This window comes from Chryseobacterium sp. NG-CE01 (assembly GCF_055695505.1).
On the sequence record NZ_CM146369.1, the window covers coordinates 882,649 to 902,254 of the forward strand.

At 36.9% G+C, this 19,606-nt stretch carries 18 protein-coding genes; 13 read left to right on the top strand and 5 right to left on the bottom strand.

The features are described from left to right. Window positions 1-115: 115 nt before the first annotated feature. The 4 genes from ACYT6F_RS04300 to ACYT6F_RS04315 all read left to right on the top strand — a co-directional run bounded on the left by ACYT6F_RS04300 (window position 116) and on the right by ACYT6F_RS04315 (window position 5,333). Complete coding sequence (locus tag ACYT6F_RS04300) at window positions 116-2,719, top strand: TonB-dependent receptor (RefSeq protein WP_472600034.1); 2,604 nt, start codon at window positions 116-118, stop codon at window positions 2,717-2,719. 94 nt (window positions 2,720-2,813) lie between these two features. Then, the gene (locus ACYT6F_RS04305) at window positions 2,814-3,254 is read left to right on the top strand and encodes a hypothetical protein (RefSeq protein ID WP_472600035.1); all 441 of its coding nucleotides are present in this window, start codon (window positions 2,814-2,816) and stop codon (window positions 3,252-3,254) included. A gap of 33 nt (window positions 3,255-3,287) precedes the next feature. After that, a complete protein-coding gene (locus ACYT6F_RS04310; protein WP_472600036.1) occupies window positions 3,288-4,280 on the top strand; it encodes an aspartate-semialdehyde dehydrogenase in 993 nt (330 codons plus the stop codon). A 54-nt stretch (window positions 4,281-4,334) separates the two neighbouring features. Further along, complete coding sequence (locus ACYT6F_RS04315; RefSeq protein ID WP_472600037.1) at window positions 4,335-5,333, top strand: cation diffusion facilitator family transporter; 999 nt, start codon at window positions 4,335-4,337, stop codon at window positions 5,331-5,333. A 95-nt stretch (window positions 5,334-5,428) separates the two neighbouring features. Here the strand turns inward: ACYT6F_RS04315 and ACYT6F_RS04320 are convergent, their stop codons facing one another. Both ACYT6F_RS04320 and xrtF read right to left on the bottom strand, forming a co-directional pair. Then, a complete protein-coding gene (locus ACYT6F_RS04320; protein ID WP_288244822.1) occupies window positions 5,429-5,866 on the bottom strand; it encodes an exosortase F system-associated membrane protein in 438 nt (145 codons plus the stop codon). Then, a complete protein-coding gene (gene xrtF, locus ACYT6F_RS04325) occupies window positions 5,853-6,383 on the bottom strand; it encodes an exosortase family protein XrtF (protein ID WP_472600038.1) in 531 nt (176 codons plus the stop codon). The genes ACYT6F_RS04320 and xrtF overlap by 14 nt, the downstream gene beginning before the upstream one ends. A gap of 48 nt (window positions 6,384-6,431) precedes the next feature. On the opposite strand from xrtF, the gene ACYT6F_RS04330 reads away from it, so the two are divergent. The 6 genes from ACYT6F_RS04330 (at window position 6,432) to ACYT6F_RS04355 (ending at window position 10,927) form a co-directional block, all read left to right on the top strand. Continuing rightward, complete coding sequence (locus tag ACYT6F_RS04330) at window positions 6,432-7,445, top strand: aminoglycoside phosphotransferase family protein (protein ID WP_472600039.1); 1,014 nt, start codon at window positions 6,432-6,434, stop codon at window positions 7,443-7,445. Between the two features lie 163 nt (window positions 7,446-7,608). Then, entirely contained in the window at window positions 7,609-8,016 is a 408-nt protein-coding gene (locus ACYT6F_RS04335) for a RapZ C-terminal domain-containing protein (RefSeq protein ID WP_029298034.1), read from the top strand. 81 nt (window positions 8,017-8,097) lie between these two features. Continuing rightward, a complete protein-coding gene (locus ACYT6F_RS04340; RefSeq protein ID WP_472600040.1) occupies window positions 8,098-8,811 on the top strand; it encodes a nucleotidyltransferase family protein in 714 nt (237 codons plus the stop codon). Window positions 8,812-8,817: 6 nt separating this feature from the next. Further along, a complete protein-coding gene (locus ACYT6F_RS04345) occupies window positions 8,818-9,570 on the top strand; it encodes an LOG family protein (RefSeq protein WP_051686432.1) in 753 nt (250 codons plus the stop codon). Window positions 9,571-9,628: 58 nt separating this feature from the next. After that, entirely contained in the window at window positions 9,629-10,099 is a 471-nt protein-coding gene (locus ACYT6F_RS04350) for a DUF6702 family protein (protein WP_029298039.1), read from the top strand. A 279-nt stretch (window positions 10,100-10,378) separates the two neighbouring features. Next, on the top strand, window positions 10,379-10,927 hold the full coding sequence (locus ACYT6F_RS04355) for an inclusion body family protein (protein ID WP_029298041.1): 549 nt from the start codon (window positions 10,379-10,381) through the stop codon (window positions 10,925-10,927). Window positions 10,928-11,020: 93 nt separating this feature from the next. On the opposite strand, the gene ACYT6F_RS04360 is transcribed toward ACYT6F_RS04355, so the two are convergent. Together ACYT6F_RS04360 and ACYT6F_RS04365 are read right to left on the bottom strand one after the other, a co-directional pair. Continuing rightward, window positions 11,021-12,418, bottom strand: a complete 1,398-nt coding sequence (locus ACYT6F_RS04360) for a M949_1556 family lipoprotein (protein ID WP_472600041.1) — start codon at window positions 12,416-12,418, stop codon at window positions 11,021-11,023. Window positions 12,419-12,434: 16 nt separating this feature from the next. Continuing rightward, complete coding sequence (locus ACYT6F_RS04365) at window positions 12,435-15,314, bottom strand: carboxypeptidase regulatory-like domain-containing protein (RefSeq protein ID WP_472600042.1); 2,880 nt, start codon at window positions 15,312-15,314, stop codon at window positions 12,435-12,437. Window positions 15,315-15,566: 252 nt separating this feature from the next. Here ACYT6F_RS04365 and ACYT6F_RS04370 point away from each other — a divergent pair, with 252 nt between their 5' ends. From ACYT6F_RS04370 to ACYT6F_RS04380, 3 genes are all read left to right on the top strand, one after another. Then, window positions 15,567-16,757, top strand: a complete 1,191-nt coding sequence (locus tag ACYT6F_RS04370) for an endonuclease/exonuclease/phosphatase family protein (protein WP_472600043.1) — start codon at window positions 15,567-15,569, stop codon at window positions 16,755-16,757. Window positions 16,758-16,859: 102 nt separating this feature from the next. Further along, window positions 16,860-18,197 (top strand): IS1182 family transposase, encoded by a 1,338-nt coding sequence (locus ACYT6F_RS04375; RefSeq protein ID WP_472597713.1) that lies wholly within the window; start codon window positions 16,860-16,862, stop codon window positions 18,195-18,197. A gap of 131 nt (window positions 18,198-18,328) precedes the next feature. Beyond that, on the top strand, window positions 18,329-18,751 hold the full coding sequence (locus tag ACYT6F_RS04380; protein WP_472600044.1) for a DUF6146 family protein: 423 nt from the start codon (window positions 18,329-18,331) through the stop codon (window positions 18,749-18,751). A gap of 52 nt (window positions 18,752-18,803) precedes the next feature. On the opposite strand, the gene ACYT6F_RS04385 is transcribed toward ACYT6F_RS04380, so the two are convergent. Continuing rightward, entirely contained in the window at window positions 18,804-19,400 is a 597-nt protein-coding gene (locus ACYT6F_RS04385) for a superoxide dismutase (RefSeq protein WP_472600045.1), read from the bottom strand. Between the last annotated feature and the right edge of the window lie 206 nt (window positions 19,401-19,606).

The window sequence follows — 19,606 nt, forward strand, 5'->3', positions numbered from 1 at the left end:
AATCAGAAATATAGAGCTTATTAAGATTGAGTAAAAATTAACATAAAGTTAATATTAGTTAAATTTTATTTACCGAATTTTGCAGAAAATTTAAATCTAACTATTACTAACGATTATGAAATTAATCAACAAATCAATACTAACTGTAGCGATTACGCTATCTACAGCTAGTGTTTATTACGCTCAACAGGTTCAGGACACTGTAAAAGATACAAGGTCTAAAGATATTGAGGAGGTAATTTTGCAAGGTGTAACCGATATCGCAAAGGATAGAAAGACACCGGTTGCTGCTTCAACGATAAAAGCAGCACAGATTATAGAAAGATTAGGAAATCAAGAAATTACCGAAATCCTAAACACTACACCTTCAGTATACGCTACAAAATCAGGTGGTGGTTTTGGAGATGGAAGTATCACTATGAGAGGTTTCGAATCCAGAAACATCGCTGTAATGGTAAACGGTATGCCGGTAAATGATATGGAAGGTGGTACCGTATACTTTTCTAACTGGACTGGTTTACAAGATGTAACAAGCACTATCCAGACACAAAGAGGTTTAGGTTCATCCAAACTAGCTATCGCATCTGTTGGAGGTACAATTAACTACCTTACTCGTTCTGCTGATATGAAAAAAGGTGGAGTTGTAAGATTAGGAGTTGGAAACAATGACTATTTAAAAACTTCATTTGCTTATAATACAGGAAAATCCGACAAAGGTTGGTCTTCTTCAATTTTAATGAGCAGAATCTCAGGAGGAACATATATTGAAAATACAGATTTTGAGGCGTATGCTTATTATTTTGCACTTGGTTGGGAGCCAAATAAAAAACATAATTTCCAATTTACATTAACTTCCGCACCGCAATGGCATGATCAGAGAACATTTGCTCCAACCATAGGAAACTATATAACATATAATCCTGATAAAGACGGTACTCCATACAGACAGTACAACTCAGATTTCGGATACTATACAGCTCCAAATGGTGAGAGAGTAGCATTAGCAAACAGATCAAATTACTATGCTAAACCTGTAATGATGCTAAACTGGGACTGGACTATGAGTGAAAAGTCAAAATTAAGTACAGTCCTTTATATGTCTAATGGTAGAGGCGGAGGAACAGGTGATCTTGGCAGAGTTGGAGGAAAATCTTTAACGAGCTTCTATGATAACACGGGCCATTTTAACTACGATGCCGTATTTGCTGCCAATGCAGCTGTAAACCCTTATGCAGCAAATGCTGCAAACGGAGGAACTCTTATCAGAAGAGCAAGCATCAATTCTCATAACTGGTATGGTATCTTAGCAAATTTCCAACATAAAATCAATGAAAATTGGAATTTCTCTGTAGGTACAGATGACAGATATTACTATGGTTACCATTATCAAGTAGCATCCGATCTATATGGAGCCACAGGTTATAGAGAAGGAGGAAATGCCAATGTTGCGCCTTACGTGGCAAATAAAGTGTACGATTACAAAAAACTATCTTGGAATCCTTTCGGAGGATCTATTGCTCCATTAAACGAGCAAATAGGCTATAGTAATGACGGAGAGGTTTTATGGTACAGTGGATTTGGTCAGCTTGAATATACAAATGATAAGTTATCTGCATTTGTACAAGGGTCAATATCAAATCAAAGCTATCAAAGAATTGATAATTTTGTAAAAGACGGAAGTACTCTTAAAGGACAAACGGTAAATACAAAGACCGGATTTAAAGATATTATCGGATATAATATCAAAGGGGGTGCAAACTACAATATCAATGAAGTTCATAATGTTTTTGCAAATATTGGGTACTACAGCAGACAGCCGTTCTTAAATGCAGTTTATCCAAATAACCAGCAACTACTTAACCCTAACCTGACTAACGAAAAAGTATTTTCTACGGAAATAGGTTATGGATTCAGATCTCCTAAATTAAGCTTTAATGTCAATTTATACAGAACCGAATGGTCTGACAGATGGCTGAGAAGATCAAACATCCAATTCCAGGTTCCAGATGCAACATCTCCTACAGGTACCAGCATCGTAAACGGTTATACTGAGATTAATGGAATCACACAGCTTCACATGGGAGTGGAATTTGACGGAGTATATAAACCTACTTCCTTCCTTGATATCAACGGGATGATCTCTATAGGCGATTACAAATATAAAGGAAACGCTACAGGTACAAACTTTGATGATAACAACAACCCTATCGACGGAGCAGCAAATACAACATTATATCTTGATGGTGTAAAAGTAGGAGGAAGCAGCAACAACAGTATTCCGCAACTTACTGCATCTTTAGGAGCAACCATCAAACCTGTAAAAGATCTTAATGTGTACGGAACATGGAGATATGTAGGAGAAGTGTACTCTACTATTGATGCACAGACATTCATGAATCAGGCAAATCAGGAAAGAGGGACACTTAAATTACCGGATTTCAACCTTCTTGATGTAGGAGCTTCTTACAAAATCAGATTAAGAAATCAGGATCAGTATTTTACTGTTGGATTTAACATTTACAACTTGTTGGATACGACGTATATTTCTGATGGAGCCACAAACATCTTTGGCAGTGATACCATAACTGCTAATAATGACCCTGATAAAGGTAAAACTTATGAGCAGGCAGGAAGAATGTATAAAGGAATTGCTGACGGAAACAGAGTATTCTTCGGATTTGGCAGAACTTGGGCAGCTAATCTTTCTTTCAACTTCTAATAAATAAAAACATTAGATTTTCTAAATACCAATCCCGGCTTTTCGCCGGGATTTTTGCTATATTTGTGTACTTTAAAAAAGAAAATATTAGGATATGGATTTTTACAAAATTTTCCTTAGCGCCCATAAAGGCTTTGGGTATTTAGAATTAGTTTTAGTAGCTTTATTTACAATTGCCCTTTTAACGGTAATGTTCGGATTCAGCGGTAAAGTGAACAAGTTCTTAAAGAAAACAACGCTTTTTACGATGATTTTCTTTCATGTTCAGTTTCTAATAGGCATTGCCTTGCTGTTAATTTTTTCTCCCGGCTTTAAAGCAGCTTTGGATTCCGGCACTTTGATGAGCGATTCTTATTCAAGGTTTCAGTATGTAGAACATCCGTTTTCTATGCTGATTGCCGCGGTTTTAATGACCATCGTCAATAAAAAAGTAAAAACCAATCCTACCATCTCCTTAGGAGTTGTAATTATGGGACTGATTGCAGTAGGTTTATTTGCATTCGCGTTCCCGTGGACGAGAGTCTTCGGGGCATAAATATATTAACTTAAACAATTTTTAATTAAATCAATGAAAGTAGCTGTAGTAGGTTCAACAGGAATGGTTGGACAAGTTATGCTTAAAGTTCTCGAAGAGAGAAACTTCCCTGTCACAGAATTAATCCCGGTAGCATCCGAAAAATCTGTTGGTAAGAAGGTGAAGTATAAACAGGAAGAATTTACGATTGTAAGCATGAAAGACGCTATAGCTGCCAAACCTGATATTGCCATCTTCTCTGCCGGTGGTGCTACCTCCCTGGAATTTGCTCCGCTTTTTGCCGAAGCAGGAACAACCGTGATCGACAATTCTTCTGCATGGAGAATGGATCCCGATAAAAAACTTGTTGTGCCGGAAATCAATGCGGATGTATTGACAAAAGAAGATAAAATCATTGCCAACCCGAACTGTTCTACCATTCAGCTGGTAATGGTCTTGGGACCTTTAAATAAAAAATATGATCTGAAAAGAGTAATCGTTTCTACATATCAGTCTGTAACCGGTACCGGTAAAGCGGCTGTAGATCAGCTGAATTCTGAGATCAGCGGAGATGAAACCACTGCCAAGGTATATCCTTACCAGATCTTCAAAAATGCTCTTCCTCACTGCGATGTTTTTGCAGATGACGATTACACCAAAGAAGAGATCAAACTGATGAAAGAACCTAAGAAAATTTTAGGGGATGATACTTTCAATCTTACAGCTACTGCAGTGCGTGTTCCTGTTCAGGGAGGCCACTCGGAAAGTGTGAACATTGAGTTTGAAAATGAGTTTGACCTTGATGAAGTAAGAAAAATCTTATCTGAAACACCGGGTGTTGTGGTGGTAGATAATGTTAAGAATAACGAATATCCCATGCCGCTGTATTCCGAAGGAAAAGACGAAGTTTTCGTCGGAAGGATAAGACGGGATCTCTCACAGCCCAAAACCCTGAATCTCTGGATTGTGGCAGACAACCTGCGGAAAGGCGCTGCAACCAACGCAGTACAGATCGCAGAATATCTTGCAGCCAACAACTTAGTATAAACTAACAAACATAAAAAGAGTCTCAGAATTGAGATTCTTTTTTTTATCAAACCTATGAACGTTCAGAAAAATAATAATAAAGATAAATTAGCCTTTCAGAAGCTTATTGCTGTTTTTGGGATTATTCTTTTTATCGGGAAAATAATAGCCTGGAAGCTCACCAGTTCAGACGCCGTCTTTTCCGATGCCATGGAAAGTATCGTAAACGTCATCAGTGCATTTATGGGCCTATATTCCCTTTATCTGGCAGCAAAACCTAAAGATGAAGACCATCCCTACGGGCATGGAAAAGTAGAGTTCGTAACATCAGGAATAGAAGGTGCCCTGATCGCCATTGCCGGCATAATGATTATCTATGAAGGAATCAACAGCCTTATTACCGGGAAAATCCTTGAGAAACTCGACTGGGGAATTGCCATCATCACAGCAACAGCCATTATCAATTATCTTTTAGGCTATATTTCTATCAAGAAAGGTAAGCACGAGAATTCGCACGTTCTGATCTCGTCCGGAAAACACCTTCAGTCGGATACCATTACAACCTTAGGTGTGGTAATAAGCTTAATTGTAGTGTATTTTACCAAAATCTATTGGCTCGATTCCGTTGTGGCACTTATTTTTGGATTTTATATCATCTTTATAGGCTATAAAATTATCCGGAAATCGTTAAGCGGCATTATGGATGAACAGGACCCCGATCTTTTGAATCAGATCATTAAAGTACTGGAAGAAAACCGCCGCACAGAATGGATCGATGTTCACAACATGAAAATCCAGCAGTTTGGAGCTAATCTTCATATTGACGCCCACATTACGCTACCCTGGTATTACAGTCTCCGCGACGCACACAATGAAATGGAGAAGATGATCATTCTCCTTGCTCAAAACACCAATAGAAGTATAGAGTTTAATTTTCATATGGACGACTGTAAACCGATCTCATGCCCTATCTGCCAGATCGCAGACTGTCCCGTACGCGAACAGGACTTTGTAAAAAGGGTGATCTGGACGCCGGAAAATGTAACCTGCGCCGATAAACACACAGTCGGCTAATATTTTTCAGTTAATACAAATATTAGAATTTCCTGATTCTCGTGAATGAAAATATTCATAAAGCCTTTAATTGAATAACCATTAAACCTATCAGATTACTTATTTTGCTCAGCTATCCGTTTGCGGTAATAAAACATAGGAATGATGAGTAATAAGATCAAAGGCTGTATAACAAACCTTCTCATGTAGAAGGAAAAAAGAAGTCCCGTTTCGAACCTGTCGGAAATACAGTACAGGTAAATCGGAAAAGTGATTGCAAAAATGATAATGATTAAAATTGCTCCCTGGATGGTCCACTGTTTATTTTTAAACCAAAACTGAATGATTAAGCAGGAAAAAAACAAATTTAAAAAAAACCTGAAAAGATGACCTGCAATTAATTTTCCCCATTCAAAATCCGGAAAGTGCTGGCTTTTATCGACTTCATGAAAGTATTTTAGGAAAGGGTCATAAAAGATCCTGTCTTCAAAAACCCGCACGCTTATCAGGCCAAGAATGCCCAAAGCAACTATAAACCAGCTAAGAATTTTCATTTTTTAAAGCAAAGAATTTTATCCAAATCAACCACAGAAGAACCACCGTTCCATAAATCACCGTCGGAAAGACAAAATCATGAAAAGTCTTTCCGTATTGCTTATAATCGGTCATTACCATATTCAAACCCACAATTCTGAACACATTCATTATGTGAATGAGAATAAGCCCTGCCAGCATAAAAATAAAAGTTTTAGGACCTTTATAAAAGGCAAAGACAAATGCTACAAAAAGAATCATGATCGATATTGCATTACATCCTTCCACCATTCTGGTAGGATAAAAATTTCTTACATAAAAATATACCTGTTCACCCTTTACGTCATTATAAAGCTGCGTAGGATATCCCAGATAATTCTGAATGCTGCGCACCTGCTCCGCAATGAAACGCGAAAAAGGATCAAGGCCTTCATGCCGGAAGATATTCAGATAATACTGATACATCAGCAGTAACACCACATACACAATGATGAAGCGTAAAAGAATGCTTAATACCGGTTTAAAATCCTTTAACATATCACAAAGATAAAAATTAGGCTGTAATTTACTATATTTGTTTTGTCTATGATTTCCGAATTTGCACAACAGTTTTTTGAAAATTATACTGGAGAAAAAACTTCTGAGTTTATCACATTAGCTCAAAGCGGCTCTGCGAGAGTAAATTTTTTCGCTAAAACCAATAAAAGATACATTATTACCTATAACGAAAATATAGCAGAAAATGAAAGTTTTTTGTATTATTCGAGCATATTTTCGGATTTAAAGCTCAATACACCTGCTATTTTTGCTGTTTCTGATGACCGGAAAATATACATTCAGGAGTATCTGGGAGAAAAAACACTTTCCGAGATCATCACAAAAGAAGGTTTGTCTGAAAATGTAAAATCCTTAGTAAAGCAGACTTTAGAAAAGCTTTATCAGTTACAGATTCTTACACAGGATAAAATCGATTTTAAAAAAGCTTTTGAATACGAAAACTACGATGAGCTTCCCGTAATTCATGATCTTTATTACTTTAAAAATTTTGTAGCCGATGTTCTGGAGCTGGAATATCACAAATCTTCCTTACTGAAAGAATTCAAAAAAATAGCCGCATTAATAGAAAGCCTGGAACCGAAAGGCCTTATGATCCGGGATTTTCAGTCCAGGAACATTATGGTAAACGAATTTAATCAGGTGTTATTCATTGATTATCAGTCTGCCATGAAAGGCCCACTTATGTATGATGTGATTTCCTTCTTATTTCAGGCGAAAGCCAATTTCCCCGAAGATTTCCAAAATGAAATGCTGGATTTTTACATCAACCAATTTGACAACGAACCAACAAAACTTCAGCTGAAACAATCGGTACAACCCCTTCAGCTTATGCGATTCCTTCAGGTATTGGGAGCATACGGATTCAGAGGCCTGATCCAAAGAAAACCGCATTTCATTGCGAGCATCGAAAAAGGAATTGAAAACATTACCACATTTGCAGACAGTTGGGGAAATATGAAAAATTATCCCGAATTGAAAAAACTGATCGGTCAGCTAAGCCTGCCGGAAACACGGTTGAAAATTGAGGAGCTATTGAATTAAAATAGTCTTCAACAATCTCAGATTGACATTAATTGAAATTATTGACGGTGTCATCCTGAGCGCGAAGCAGTCTAAGGATCTTTTAAAGCAGAACTAAGATTCCTACGGAATGACAAAACAAATGAAAACAAAACCTTAAATGGTTAAATAAAAATAAATAAAAATGCTACACATCGACATACACAGTTTTTCGTATAAAAAAGGAGGAATTCCGACAGACACAACAGGTAACGGAGGCGGATTTACATTTGATTGCCGTGGTATCCTGAATCCGGGAAGAATTGAAGAATATAAAATCCAGACCGGAAATGATATCGGCGTTCAGGAATTTCTGGAAACAAAAACCGAAATGCCGAAATTTCTTGACCTCATCAAAAGCCTCGTTTCTATCAATATAGACAACTACCTGGACAGAGGCTTTGAGAACCTTCAGATTAACTTCGGGTGTACCGGAGGACAGCACAGGTCTGTATATTCTGCCATAAAAATTGCACATTTTATTGAAGAAAAATATGGTGATAAAGTAGAAATCAGCCTTCATCATGACGAACAGCATCAACTTAATTCATAAATGATAAGCGATAATTTATAAATGATTTTTAACCCTGTTTATAGATATCAATCATCATTCATCACTTATCAATTATAAATAATGAAAGCTTTAATTTTTGCTGCCGGCAAAGGCACCAGACTAAAACCGTTTACCGAACATCATCCCAAAGCTTTGGCAAAGGTCAACGATATCCCGCTTTTGGAAAGAAATATTAAATATTTAAAAAATTTTGGGATCAATGACTTTGTGATCAATATACATCATTTTGGAAATCAAATAGTTGATTTTTTAAACCAGAATGATAATTTCGGGTGTAAAATTGAAATATCAGATGAATCTGAAGAACTGCTGGAAACAGGAGGCGGCTTAATTTTTGCAAGAAGATTCCTCGATCATGGAGAAGATTTTATCATCATGAATGCCGATATTCTTACTGATATGAATATTACAGAATTTGTAGAATATCATAAAAAGATAAAAGATTTTGCTACATTAGCCGTTTCGGAGAGGGAAAGTTCCAGAAAACTGCTATTCAATGACGAGATGATTTTAAGAGGCTGGCTTAATGTACAGACCGGTGAACAAAGGCTTGCAGAATTCAACAAAGGATTTAAAGCATTGGCTTTCAGCGGCATTCACTGCATCAACCCTCTTATGTTTGAGAAAATAAAAAGAACAGGCAAGTTTTCTGTTATGGAAGAATATCTGGATCTGATGCAGACGGAACAAATTCACGGATTTGTACACAACAGCCTCCTTATAGATGTTGGAAGACCAGAATCGATAACAGTGGCCGAAAAATATTTTAAATAATTTGAAATGGGAATTGAAGGAACCAGAGACGAAAGTTTGGTAAATCCTGAACTTGATATCAATGAAACAAAGCTCCAGAACAGCCTGCGCCAGAAAACGTGGGATGAAACCATCACCAAAGACAGCTGGATGGTTTTTAAGGTAATGGCTGAGTTTGTAGATGGCTATGAGAAACTGGCCAAAATAGGTCCGTGTGTCTCTATTTTTGGTTCTGCAAGATTGAAACCACAGAGCAAATATTATAAAATGGCCGTGGAAATTGCAGAAAAAATCACAAAATTAGGTTTCGGGATTATTACCGGAGGCGGACCCGGCATTATGGAAGCAGGAAATAAGGGTGCTTTCAATACCCAGGGAAAATCTATCGGACTTAATATTGATCTTCCTTTTGAGCAGCATTTCAATCCTTACATCAACAAATCATACTCCATGAATTTTGATTATTTCTTTGTACGAAAAGTAATGTTCGTGAAGTATTCTCAGGGATTTGTTGTAATGCCCGGAGGTTTTGGAACACTGGATGAGCTTACGGAAGCTTTAACTTTAATTCAGACCAATAAAATCGGAAAATTCCCTATCGTTTTAGTAGGCTCCGAATTCTGGAGCGGTTTGCTTGACTGGTTTAAAGAAACTTTACTCAAAGAAAAAATGATCAACGAGGCAGATCTTGATCTTTACCGTGTGGTAGACAATGCCGATGAAGCAGTAGCCCACATTAAAGCATTTTATGACAAGTATTCTGTAAATGTGAACTTTTAATTGGCATGTTATTTGTCAACTTTAATAAACAATCATGATTGTAAATCTATTATTTAAGATGAAAAATTATTTTTATGTATCAGCAATTTTAACACTTTTTGTGTTAATGAGTTTCATGAATGTAGACTTTTTCTCTTCAATGACAAAAGTGGACTATATCGAGGGAAGCAAAACCTTAAAGTTCACCACAAAAATGAATACTAACCATATTTCCGACGCTATTAAAATAAACCCTAATACGGCAGCATTTGAGGCAGAAGTAAAAAAATATGTAAACAATAATTTTGATGTGTATGTCAATGGCTCTCCAAAAACGATAACTTTTACAGGAAGCCAGGTAAGTGGAGAAACAGTATGGGTATACTTTGAAACAGGAGGAGTTTCAGACATTAATACCTTAAGGATTAAAAATACCATACTCCTCAGTGCTTTTCCGAAGCAGATAAACCTTGTGAATATTGCGTACAAAGGCAGTCAGAAGACGATGAATTTCCAGCGGGGGAAAGAAGTGAATGAGGTTTCTTTTTAATTTTAAAACATAATATTATATTGCCACTGCAGATGCAGTGGCTTTTTATTTTCATTTAAGCATTAATTATCCAAAAAAATATCACACTCAAGAGACTTATTACGTATAATCACTCATCTTGAAATTTCAGCATTTATACTCTATCTTTCTCATAATCAAACATGTAAATTTGCTATGTAATATTACAAAACCAAAGGTGGAGTTCAGAAACCACTGTAAATAACGAGGCGACTTCCGAAAAGCCAAAAGAGTAGGAAAACCAAAAACAAAATTAATACAATGGACTTAGAATTAAACTCATCGAGCCAAGAAATTGATGTCTTGGTAGTTATTGACACCGACTATGTAAAGTCGAATTATCCAAATCCAAGTCAGGATCCCAACAACCCAACAGGAATTGATCACAACAGTCAGCATATGATTGTATCCAACTCAAATGCAATTTCAGGACAGGGTACGGCAGACCTAAACTTCAGTGCCAAAGCAGGAGATGAAGTGTCTTTCAGAAGTACTTCAATATCTCAAAATTCTGATGATGCAGTAATTATATACAATATTAAATACTGGTCTGGTGATCAGGTTTTCAACACATTTGTATATGATGCTGTAACAAGACAACAGGCGGTGGTTCCCAATTATAATTCAGCAAATGGGCTACCCGCAAATACTGCCAATATTACATTCTCAAGCTTTGATTCTAAAATAAAAAGCACCGGAACCGAGAATTTCTATGTACAATTTGCACTCTATCAATTAGATCCTAATGACAGTAATAAGCAGGTATTATTTGGTTATTATTACTGGGATCCAACGATTACAGTGAAATAAACAAATTCAGATCCTTCAATGAATTAAAAATTCATTGAAATAAAAAAGACTGCCTTTTTTAAGGCAGTCTTTATAATATTTAAATTTAAGATCTTACTGAACCTGAATATTATCCAATTGGATAGTAGTAGTAACACCACTTCCGTTTCCGGAATATTCGAATAAGACAAATCCGTTACCTGTTAATGTAGTAGGGAAAGTATATGTTCCGGCCGGGGTTAATGTTCCGTAACCACTTGTAGGAAGTACCGGAATAGTAAACGCAGAGGTAATATCTGTTTTAGTTGCCTGCGTAATATCTCCTAGCGCAGTATAGTTGGTTGTATAGTATACTTTTAACGCATTTCCGTTAAAGAATCCTACATTCACATCAAATTTCAGGGTATTGGCTGCTGTAAAATCAACAGGCACTGCAAAATACGTTACGTAAGGTCCTGAACCTGAGTTCGCTCCAAGCTGAATATATTTGTTGTTACTGAAGGTTTTCAGCTGCCAGTATCTGTTTCCTAAAACAGGATCGTTTACATATTTAGGATATACTTCAAGATTGGTAGGATTAGTAGGATAGCTTTCAAAATTTTCAAGGAAAGATCCTGAATACGTAATAGCAGTACCTCCTTTAGGCGGCGTAGCATCCACTCTTGTTCCAGTAAATTTAATGTCAGAAATACTTCTGATAAGCATTTGCCATGTTGAGTTATAACGGCTTACCACGAAAGTAATATTTCCGTTTCCTGTAGGAAGAAGCTCCCCTCCTGTTTTAAAGAAACCTGAATTTCTGATCACCGCAGAGTTTCCTAATTTATCCTCAATATTTCTGTCGGTATCCAATCCCTGTCCTCCTGCATCGTAATCAATATATTTTTTCACAGTAGGATAAATTTCAGCAATATTAAACTGAACATCCGGTACAGTAACCAAAGTATTGATTAAGACAGGGTTTTTAGCTTCAGCCAACGATGCAAGCTGCTTAGGAACAATCGTCTGGATATCCAGTCCGTTTCCGTTACAAACGCCGGACATATATCTTCCGACAAGAGCCTGAGGAACTCTTCCGATTGCATATACAGGATCTTCAGAACCTAATTTGATAGCGCCTCGGTCTGTACCCAGACGTAATCCTTTAGCATTAATTCTGATGTGTGCTCCCACCGGGAAATCTGCAAAATTACTTGACTTATCTACTTCAATCTGTAGCCCAACAGTAGGGTTTGAAGTTTTATCCTGAAAGGAAATGGTTTTATAGAAATTTCCCTGCTCATCGGATGAAACGATGTAACCGTCGAAAATTTGATCAGTAGTAATCAATTTATATCCTGAAGAAGGAGTTTGAGCAACAAAGTCAGCCATAGAAATAGTAGGCTCCGGAAACTTATTTGAACACTCGATAGGTGGTGTTTCCCACTCGTCGTTCTTCACGCAAGAAGACACTGCAGACAATACTCCTACTGCCAGAAATGTCGTTTTTAAAAAATTAGCGATATTATTCATAATTGTTTTATTTTTATTAGAATCTGAATTGTAAGTTAACAAAATAGGAACGTCCCTGATTGTACCAATATCTTGGTGCGAAAGATGGGGACGGACTAAGATAATCTGTTGCAAAGTCGATAGCCTTTGTTTCTCTTGTCTGCTCAAATCCTCCGGTAATGTATTTTTTGTTATCTAAAATATTGTTGACAGATGCCGTGATTAAAAGATAATACTTACCAAATACGAAAGATTTTCCTACATTGGCATTTAAGAAGAATGCGGAAGGGAGTTTTACCGGTTTCAGTAAATCTCTTACATCATCCTCCGTAAGACCGAGATATGGTGTGCTGGAATATGCATTCTGGATAAAATTATTTGTTCTTAATGCAGGAGCCGGATCCAGATAATTATCATCAAGATAGTTCCAGTTTGCGCCTATCCACCAGTATTTCGGATTGTTGTAACGGAAACCTAAAGAGAATGCCTGCTGAGGCGTACCTCCCTGTTTATAGTTTTTAATGTAAGCTTTTCCGAATGAAGTAACGCTGCTTCCGGAAGCATCAGATACCAGATATACATCCGGATTATTTCTGTATACAAACTGTCCGTAGCTTGCCAACCCTTGTAAAGATAATGTTGGTAAAACTTTAACATCAACTCCCAATTCGGCTCCCATATTTCTTTTCTCAACATTGGACATCACCTGCGTTACAAAAGCACTCTGAACCTGGGAAACAGTTCCGTCCGGGTTCGTATTATTCAGCTGAATACCATCAGCGAAGAATCGCTGCACATTAGTTTCATTTTGAGTATCAACCAAATATCCGGTAGCTCTTACTTTCAGGAAAGGAGTACTTATCACATAACTTAAATCGTTTGCTGTATATACTGTACTTCTGATATTTGGATTTACCAGAGCATTAATTCTAGGATTGATAAACAAATCTTCAAGGAACGGTGCCTGATTATACATAGCTCCGTTGTATACAAGGAAGTTTCTACCGTTGATTCTGTAAACGACCTGGCCCTTCAGACCAAAATTCCAGAAATTATAGTCCTTGCTTTTTCCATAAGAATTCTCATATAAATAATGTTTAAACAGCCCTTCTCTGTTTGAAGAAGAGTAACCTGCAAGCGCAGATACGAAAACATCAAAATTACCTGTTGAGAATTTTAATCCCGGATTTACTTTTGCCTCCTGTCTTCTGAGAATATAGTTGTACATCATACGGTCTCCAACCTTCACCTCAACATTAGAATCCAGCGTATTGTAGAATCCTGTAGATCCCGGTTTTGCCGTTTCTTTAAACGGATCTACGTTAATCGCATAATCTCCTCCTAAAAGGTCCTTCACTTCACGGTAAAGTTCAGATCTGTAGTTTTGATAAGAAACGTTTAAAATAAATTTCGTACGGTCATTGAAGTTGTAGGTATAGTGCGTTCCGGCATTAAATATTTTGTCGTCACTTACATCATCAACCAGATATATCTTTGAACGCTTGCCATTTAATCCGTAAAGTCGGGACATTTCAGCCTGATCAACCACATCATTTTTCAGGTTATTTTTATAAATTCGGTCCCAATTGATCTGTGTAACTTCCGGATCTCCGTTTACCCAGCTATTTAAACTTGTATTATACCCATCAATTAAAGAAGTAAACTGACTTGGAGTGAACTGTGAATTATTGGTTGCATTGTAAATAATGCTGTTGATATAATAACTCGGTAAGTTTCTATAATAAGTAGGAGACGGGTTGGATACTCCGTTCCAATCTAATCGGGAACCTCTATCTTTACCTAACTGATAGGAAACGGTAGTCCAGAGACTTGAATTTTTATTGATTTTCCAGAAATCCTGTAACTGGAATATAGGCTGGAAACCTTTTCTTACCCTTTCACTTCTTTTTTCTCCATCCTGCCATCCCCAGTAAGAATTGTAATGTACACCTCTGTAATCATAAACTTCCTGAGTACTTGGGCTTGCAGTAGATCTTCTGTATGGAGAGCCGATGAAATTGAAAGTCATCGTATGTTTATCGCTGAATTTTTTTTCAACTCCAAGATAAGTTCCGTAGGCATCGTAGAATGTTCCTTCCTGGATTCCTTCTTCAGCCCATCTTCTTGCTCCCATTAAAGTAAACGCCCATCCGCTTTTGCTCATTCCTGAGCTGTATCGCAATGATGTTCTGTTTCTGTAATTACGGTTGGTTAAAGACTGCGTAAACTGAAAACCTTTTCTATATTCACTGGCTTTCGTATTTTTATAAATAACCCCACTGTTTCCTCCAAATGCATACTCTGATGGTGAATGATTGGGTGAAATCTCCGGATATCTTGTTATCTCGTTAAGACCTCCCCAGTTGCTGAAATCCACATTTCCATTGTCTGATTTTACCATGGAAACACCATTCATCATTGTTTCTCCTGATCTACCATCAATCCCTCTCGGGCGGAACCAATAAAAACCTAAATCAAACGCGGCAATTCTGTTGAAAACATCCTGCGAAGACTGCAGTAAACCTACTGTGGAAACCTGATTGCTGCTTTCATCGCTATCGTCATCATTATCAATAATTGCTAAACCCTGATCCGCGTTTGTAAGTGTAGAATAGAGAGTGATTACTCCCAGATCCTTTTTCTTCTCATTGTCCATCACATCAAACTCCATTACTTTGGTTTCGTAATTCGGTTTGGTAATCACAATTTGATAATGTCCCGGCATAAGATCTACAAACTGGAAATATCCGATTTTGTCTGCCGTTACATCATTGTCCTTCCCTTTAAGATCTACTTCTGCCCTTTCAACAGGCTTTCCATCGCCATCCTTCAGATACGCAGAAACAGTAGTCTGCGCAAAATAGTATGAAGCTGGAAGCAGAGTAAATAAAGAGACTAATGATAGTTTTTTAATCATGAGTATATTTATTTTTTTAAATACTTTACTTGTTAATTTTCAACAGTTTAAAAGTTGGGGCGACAAATTTAATCAAAATTTACAATCTAAAATGTTTTTCACTTTATTTTTTCTTAACATTGCAATCTTTTAAGAACCATTATAAATAAATAATGTGAATTAACGTGTTAAATTTACAAATATTTAAAATGTGATGTATTAAAAAAAAGTAAATTTGCAGATTAAATAATAATTAATAATAACTCTAAGATAATGAAGAGATTTTCGAGTTTCCTGGCCATCATTATTTCAATAATGGCATTCTCTCAACAGCAGGGAAAACTGAGAAAAGTTGCAACAGTAGGATTTCTGAATGTGGAAAACCTTTGGGACACGATACGCTCAGCAGATTATATTGATGGGACTAAGGATATTAAAAACCCGGCGTTCCACAGAAGTATCCCTATGGATTCCATCAAATTCCTGGAAGCCGAGAAGTATGACGGCGTATGGAGCGACGGTGCGCTGGCAGGTAAAAAAGCGGTAAGATATCAAAGCGGCTCGGAAGAATTTACACCACAAAGCCCTAAGAATTACAATACCAAAATTTATAAGGCCAAGCTTGCTAATGAAGCGAAGGTAATTTCCGAAATGGGCGCCCAATATACGAAAACAGCACCTGCAGTAGTAGGACTGATTGAGGTAGAAAACAGACAGGTGATTGAAGATCTTATTAAAGAACCTGCCTTAAAGAAATACGATTACGGTATCATCCATTACAATTCTTATGATTACAGAGGAATTGATGTGGCACTGATCTATCAGAAGAGAAGATTCACACCCACCAATTCATTAAAAAAAGAACTGAAAATATTCGGTGACAGCGGAAAGAGAGAATACACAAGAGATATACTTGTCGTTACCGGCTTTCTTGATAATGAAAAAGTTGCCTTTTTTATGAACCACTGGCCTTCAAGAAGAGGCGGTGAGGCAGCTTCTCTTCCTAAAAGAAACGCAGCGGCAGCTTTACTGAAGCAGCAAATGGACAGCGTACGAGCAGCAGATCCTTCTACAAAGCTTTTCGCAATGGGTGATTTTAATGACGATCCGGTAAGTTCAAGCTTAAAGAATTATCTGAAAGCTCAGCCAAGCCCGAAAGACCTTTCTGAAACAACACCTTATCTGAATCTGATGTATCCTTTATATAAAAAAGGAGTAGCTTCATTGGCTTACCAGGATGCTCCCAACTTATTTGATCAGATTATTGTTTCTAAAAACCTGATTTCGGATGAGGTTACGAAGGAATATTCGGTATATAAAGCAGAAATTTTCGCACCTCCTTATCTGGTAAATAAAGAAGGGAATTACAAAGGTTATCCTTTCAGGTCCTGGAACGGTGATCAGTTTACAGGAGGATACAGCGACCACTTTCCGGCGTTTGTAGTTCTCCAGAAAGAACCATAAAACTAAGAGGCTGTCTCAAAAGTGAGACAGTCTTTTTTATTGATCATAAAAAAAGGAAAGTCTGAGACTTTCCTAATTGCAGCAATTTTCATAAATTGCTGTATGCATAGTAGATCAAAGGTAATCTTTAAAGATTATAATCCCAAACAAAACTTTTTGTTTCCGCCCAATTTATTAGATTTTATAGAAGAGAATCATCCGGTACGGTTGGTTTCTGAGGTTATAGACCGATTGGATATCCGCAACCTGATTAACGAATATAAATCAGGGGGAAGTTCCAGCTATCATCCTAAAATGCTTCTGAAGGTTCTGATTTTTGGATATCTCAATAATATTTATTCGAGCAGAAAACTGGAACAGGCATTAAAGGAAAATGTCTACTTCATGTGGCTTTCAGCAATGCAGAGACCTGACCATAACACGCTTAACCGCTTTAGGAGCGATAAACTCAAAGGTCAGATCAGGGATATTTTTACTCAGATTGTGATGCTGCTTCATAAAGAAGGACACGTTAGTTTAAAAACAACCTTTGTAGACGGAACCAAGATAGAAGCCAATGCAAACCGCTATACTTTTGTCTGGGGAAGAGCTTTGAAGAAAAGCAGGGAAAGAATAGAACACCAGCTGGAAGAATTATGGAATTATACGCAGCAGATTGCTCAGGAAGAACTTAGAGATACCGAACCTGTTATTTTTAAATCTATTGATAAAGAAAAAGTAAGTAAGGTCATTCAAACCATAGATTCTGTTTTAAAGAAAAAGAAGATTTCCTCAAAAGTTCGCCAGAAGATTGGTTATGCCCGTAAAAACTGGCGTAACAATCTGGAGAAATATGAAGCATATGAAAAGATTCTGGCCGGAAGAAACAGCTTTAGTAAAACGGATCATGATGCTACTTTTATGAGGATGAAGGAAGACCATATGCGAAACGGACAGCTCAAACCCGCTTATAATCTGCAGCTTTCTACCGAGAATCAGTTTATTGTTCATTATACCCTCCATCCTAATCCTACTGATACCCAGACCCTGGCCTTGCATATAGAAAGCTTTGAAGAAAATTATGGACACCCACCTGGTGAAGTTGTTGCAGATGCAGGATACGGAAGCTATGAGAACTATGAATTTCTAAGACAGAAAAAAGTAAAAGCATATGTAAAATACAATTACTTTAATAAAGACCAAAAATCAAAACAAGTTACCCAGTCTGCATCAAATCCCAAACTTGCAAAACATAGGAACAGGATTTTCAGGCTTCTCAATACCAAACGGGGAATTGCCTTAAGAAAGCAACGATGTTACGACGTAGAACCTGTTTTCGCCCAAATCAAGCACAATAAAAGTTTTAAACGCTTTTTCTTACGAGGAAAGGTGAAAGTAGAAATTGAAACCGGTCTTCTCGCCATCGCCCATAACCTTAAAAAACTACAAAAAGCAGCATAAAACAACTGCTTTTTGTAGTTTTTTATAAAACATAGAAAATGTCCCGCTTTTTATAAACTTCAAAACTAAATAAAAAAAACAAAAGAGACTGCCTTTTGAGACAGCCTCTTTTTTTACGTACCTTTATTTGTATGAAAAATCTAATTCTCATCCTCCTTATCTCTCTTTTGCCATTCAGCTGTTCGGCGCAGGCCAATTCAAAAAGCGACAAAGAGAAATCCGAAATGAAACCTTCGAAAAATGACGACGGTGAGTGGGATCTCACGGTAATTGACACCCAGTTTGATTATTTTATGAGTGCCGTAGCGAAGCCAATCAGTCAATATTCAGAATCTTATCTAAAAACAAAGAACACACTTTTAGTAAGCGAGTGGAATTCTTATTATTTTTCAGGAAGATACAGAAACGTTATAGAATCCTCCATCGATTACGATCCTAAAGAAAATTACGGGATAAAATTTCAGTATAAATTATATCAGGTTTTTGCCTATGTAAACTGGAAATACGGATTGAGGATGAATGGGCTTTCGGGAAGTGATACTACGAGATACTAAAAAAGGTTCAGAGTAATTCTGAACCTTTTCTTTTTTTATGAATAGTTTTAAATTATTTGTTGAATAATTCCTCAACCTTATCCCAGTTTACCACATCGAAGAATGCAGCTACATAGTCTGGTCTTCTGTTTTGGTAGTTCAGGTAATATGCATGCTCCCAAACGTCAAGACCTAAAACAGGAGTTCCTTTTACGTCTGCAACAGGCATCAAAGGGTTATCCTGATTTGGTGTAGAAGTTACCGCAACGGAACCGTCAGTATTTTTCACCAACCAGGCCCATCCTGAACCAAATCTTGTTTTAGCCGCATCAGAAAAATCTGTTTTAAATTTTTCAAAACCACCGTACGTTTCGATAGCAGCTTTTACATTACCTACCGGTTCTTTGCTACCTCCGGGAGTTAAGATTTCCCAGAATAAGGTATGATTAAAATGTCCTCCTCCGTTGTTTCTTACAGCAGGCTTATCAGTTCCTGTCTGGCAGATCTCTTCGATTGACTTTCCTTCAAGATCAGTTCCTTTAATAGCATTGTTAAGGTTATCAATATAGGCCTGATGATGTTTTGTATGGTGGATTTCCATTGTTTTTGCATCAATTGTCGGCTCTAATGCGTCGTAAGCATATCCTAGTTTTGGTAATTCAAATGACATATTTTTATTTTTAATGTTATTAACCCAAATTTAACCATAAATACACCGATATTCAAAAAACAGGCATTACTTTAATAAATCTTTAACATTGACATATTGATTTAGAATGAATTAAATTTTGAATTAATAAAATGAAGGATTGAAGATGGGAAGTTTAAGCGTGAAAATATTCATTTTTAAAAGCTATTTATTTATAATTAAAATTT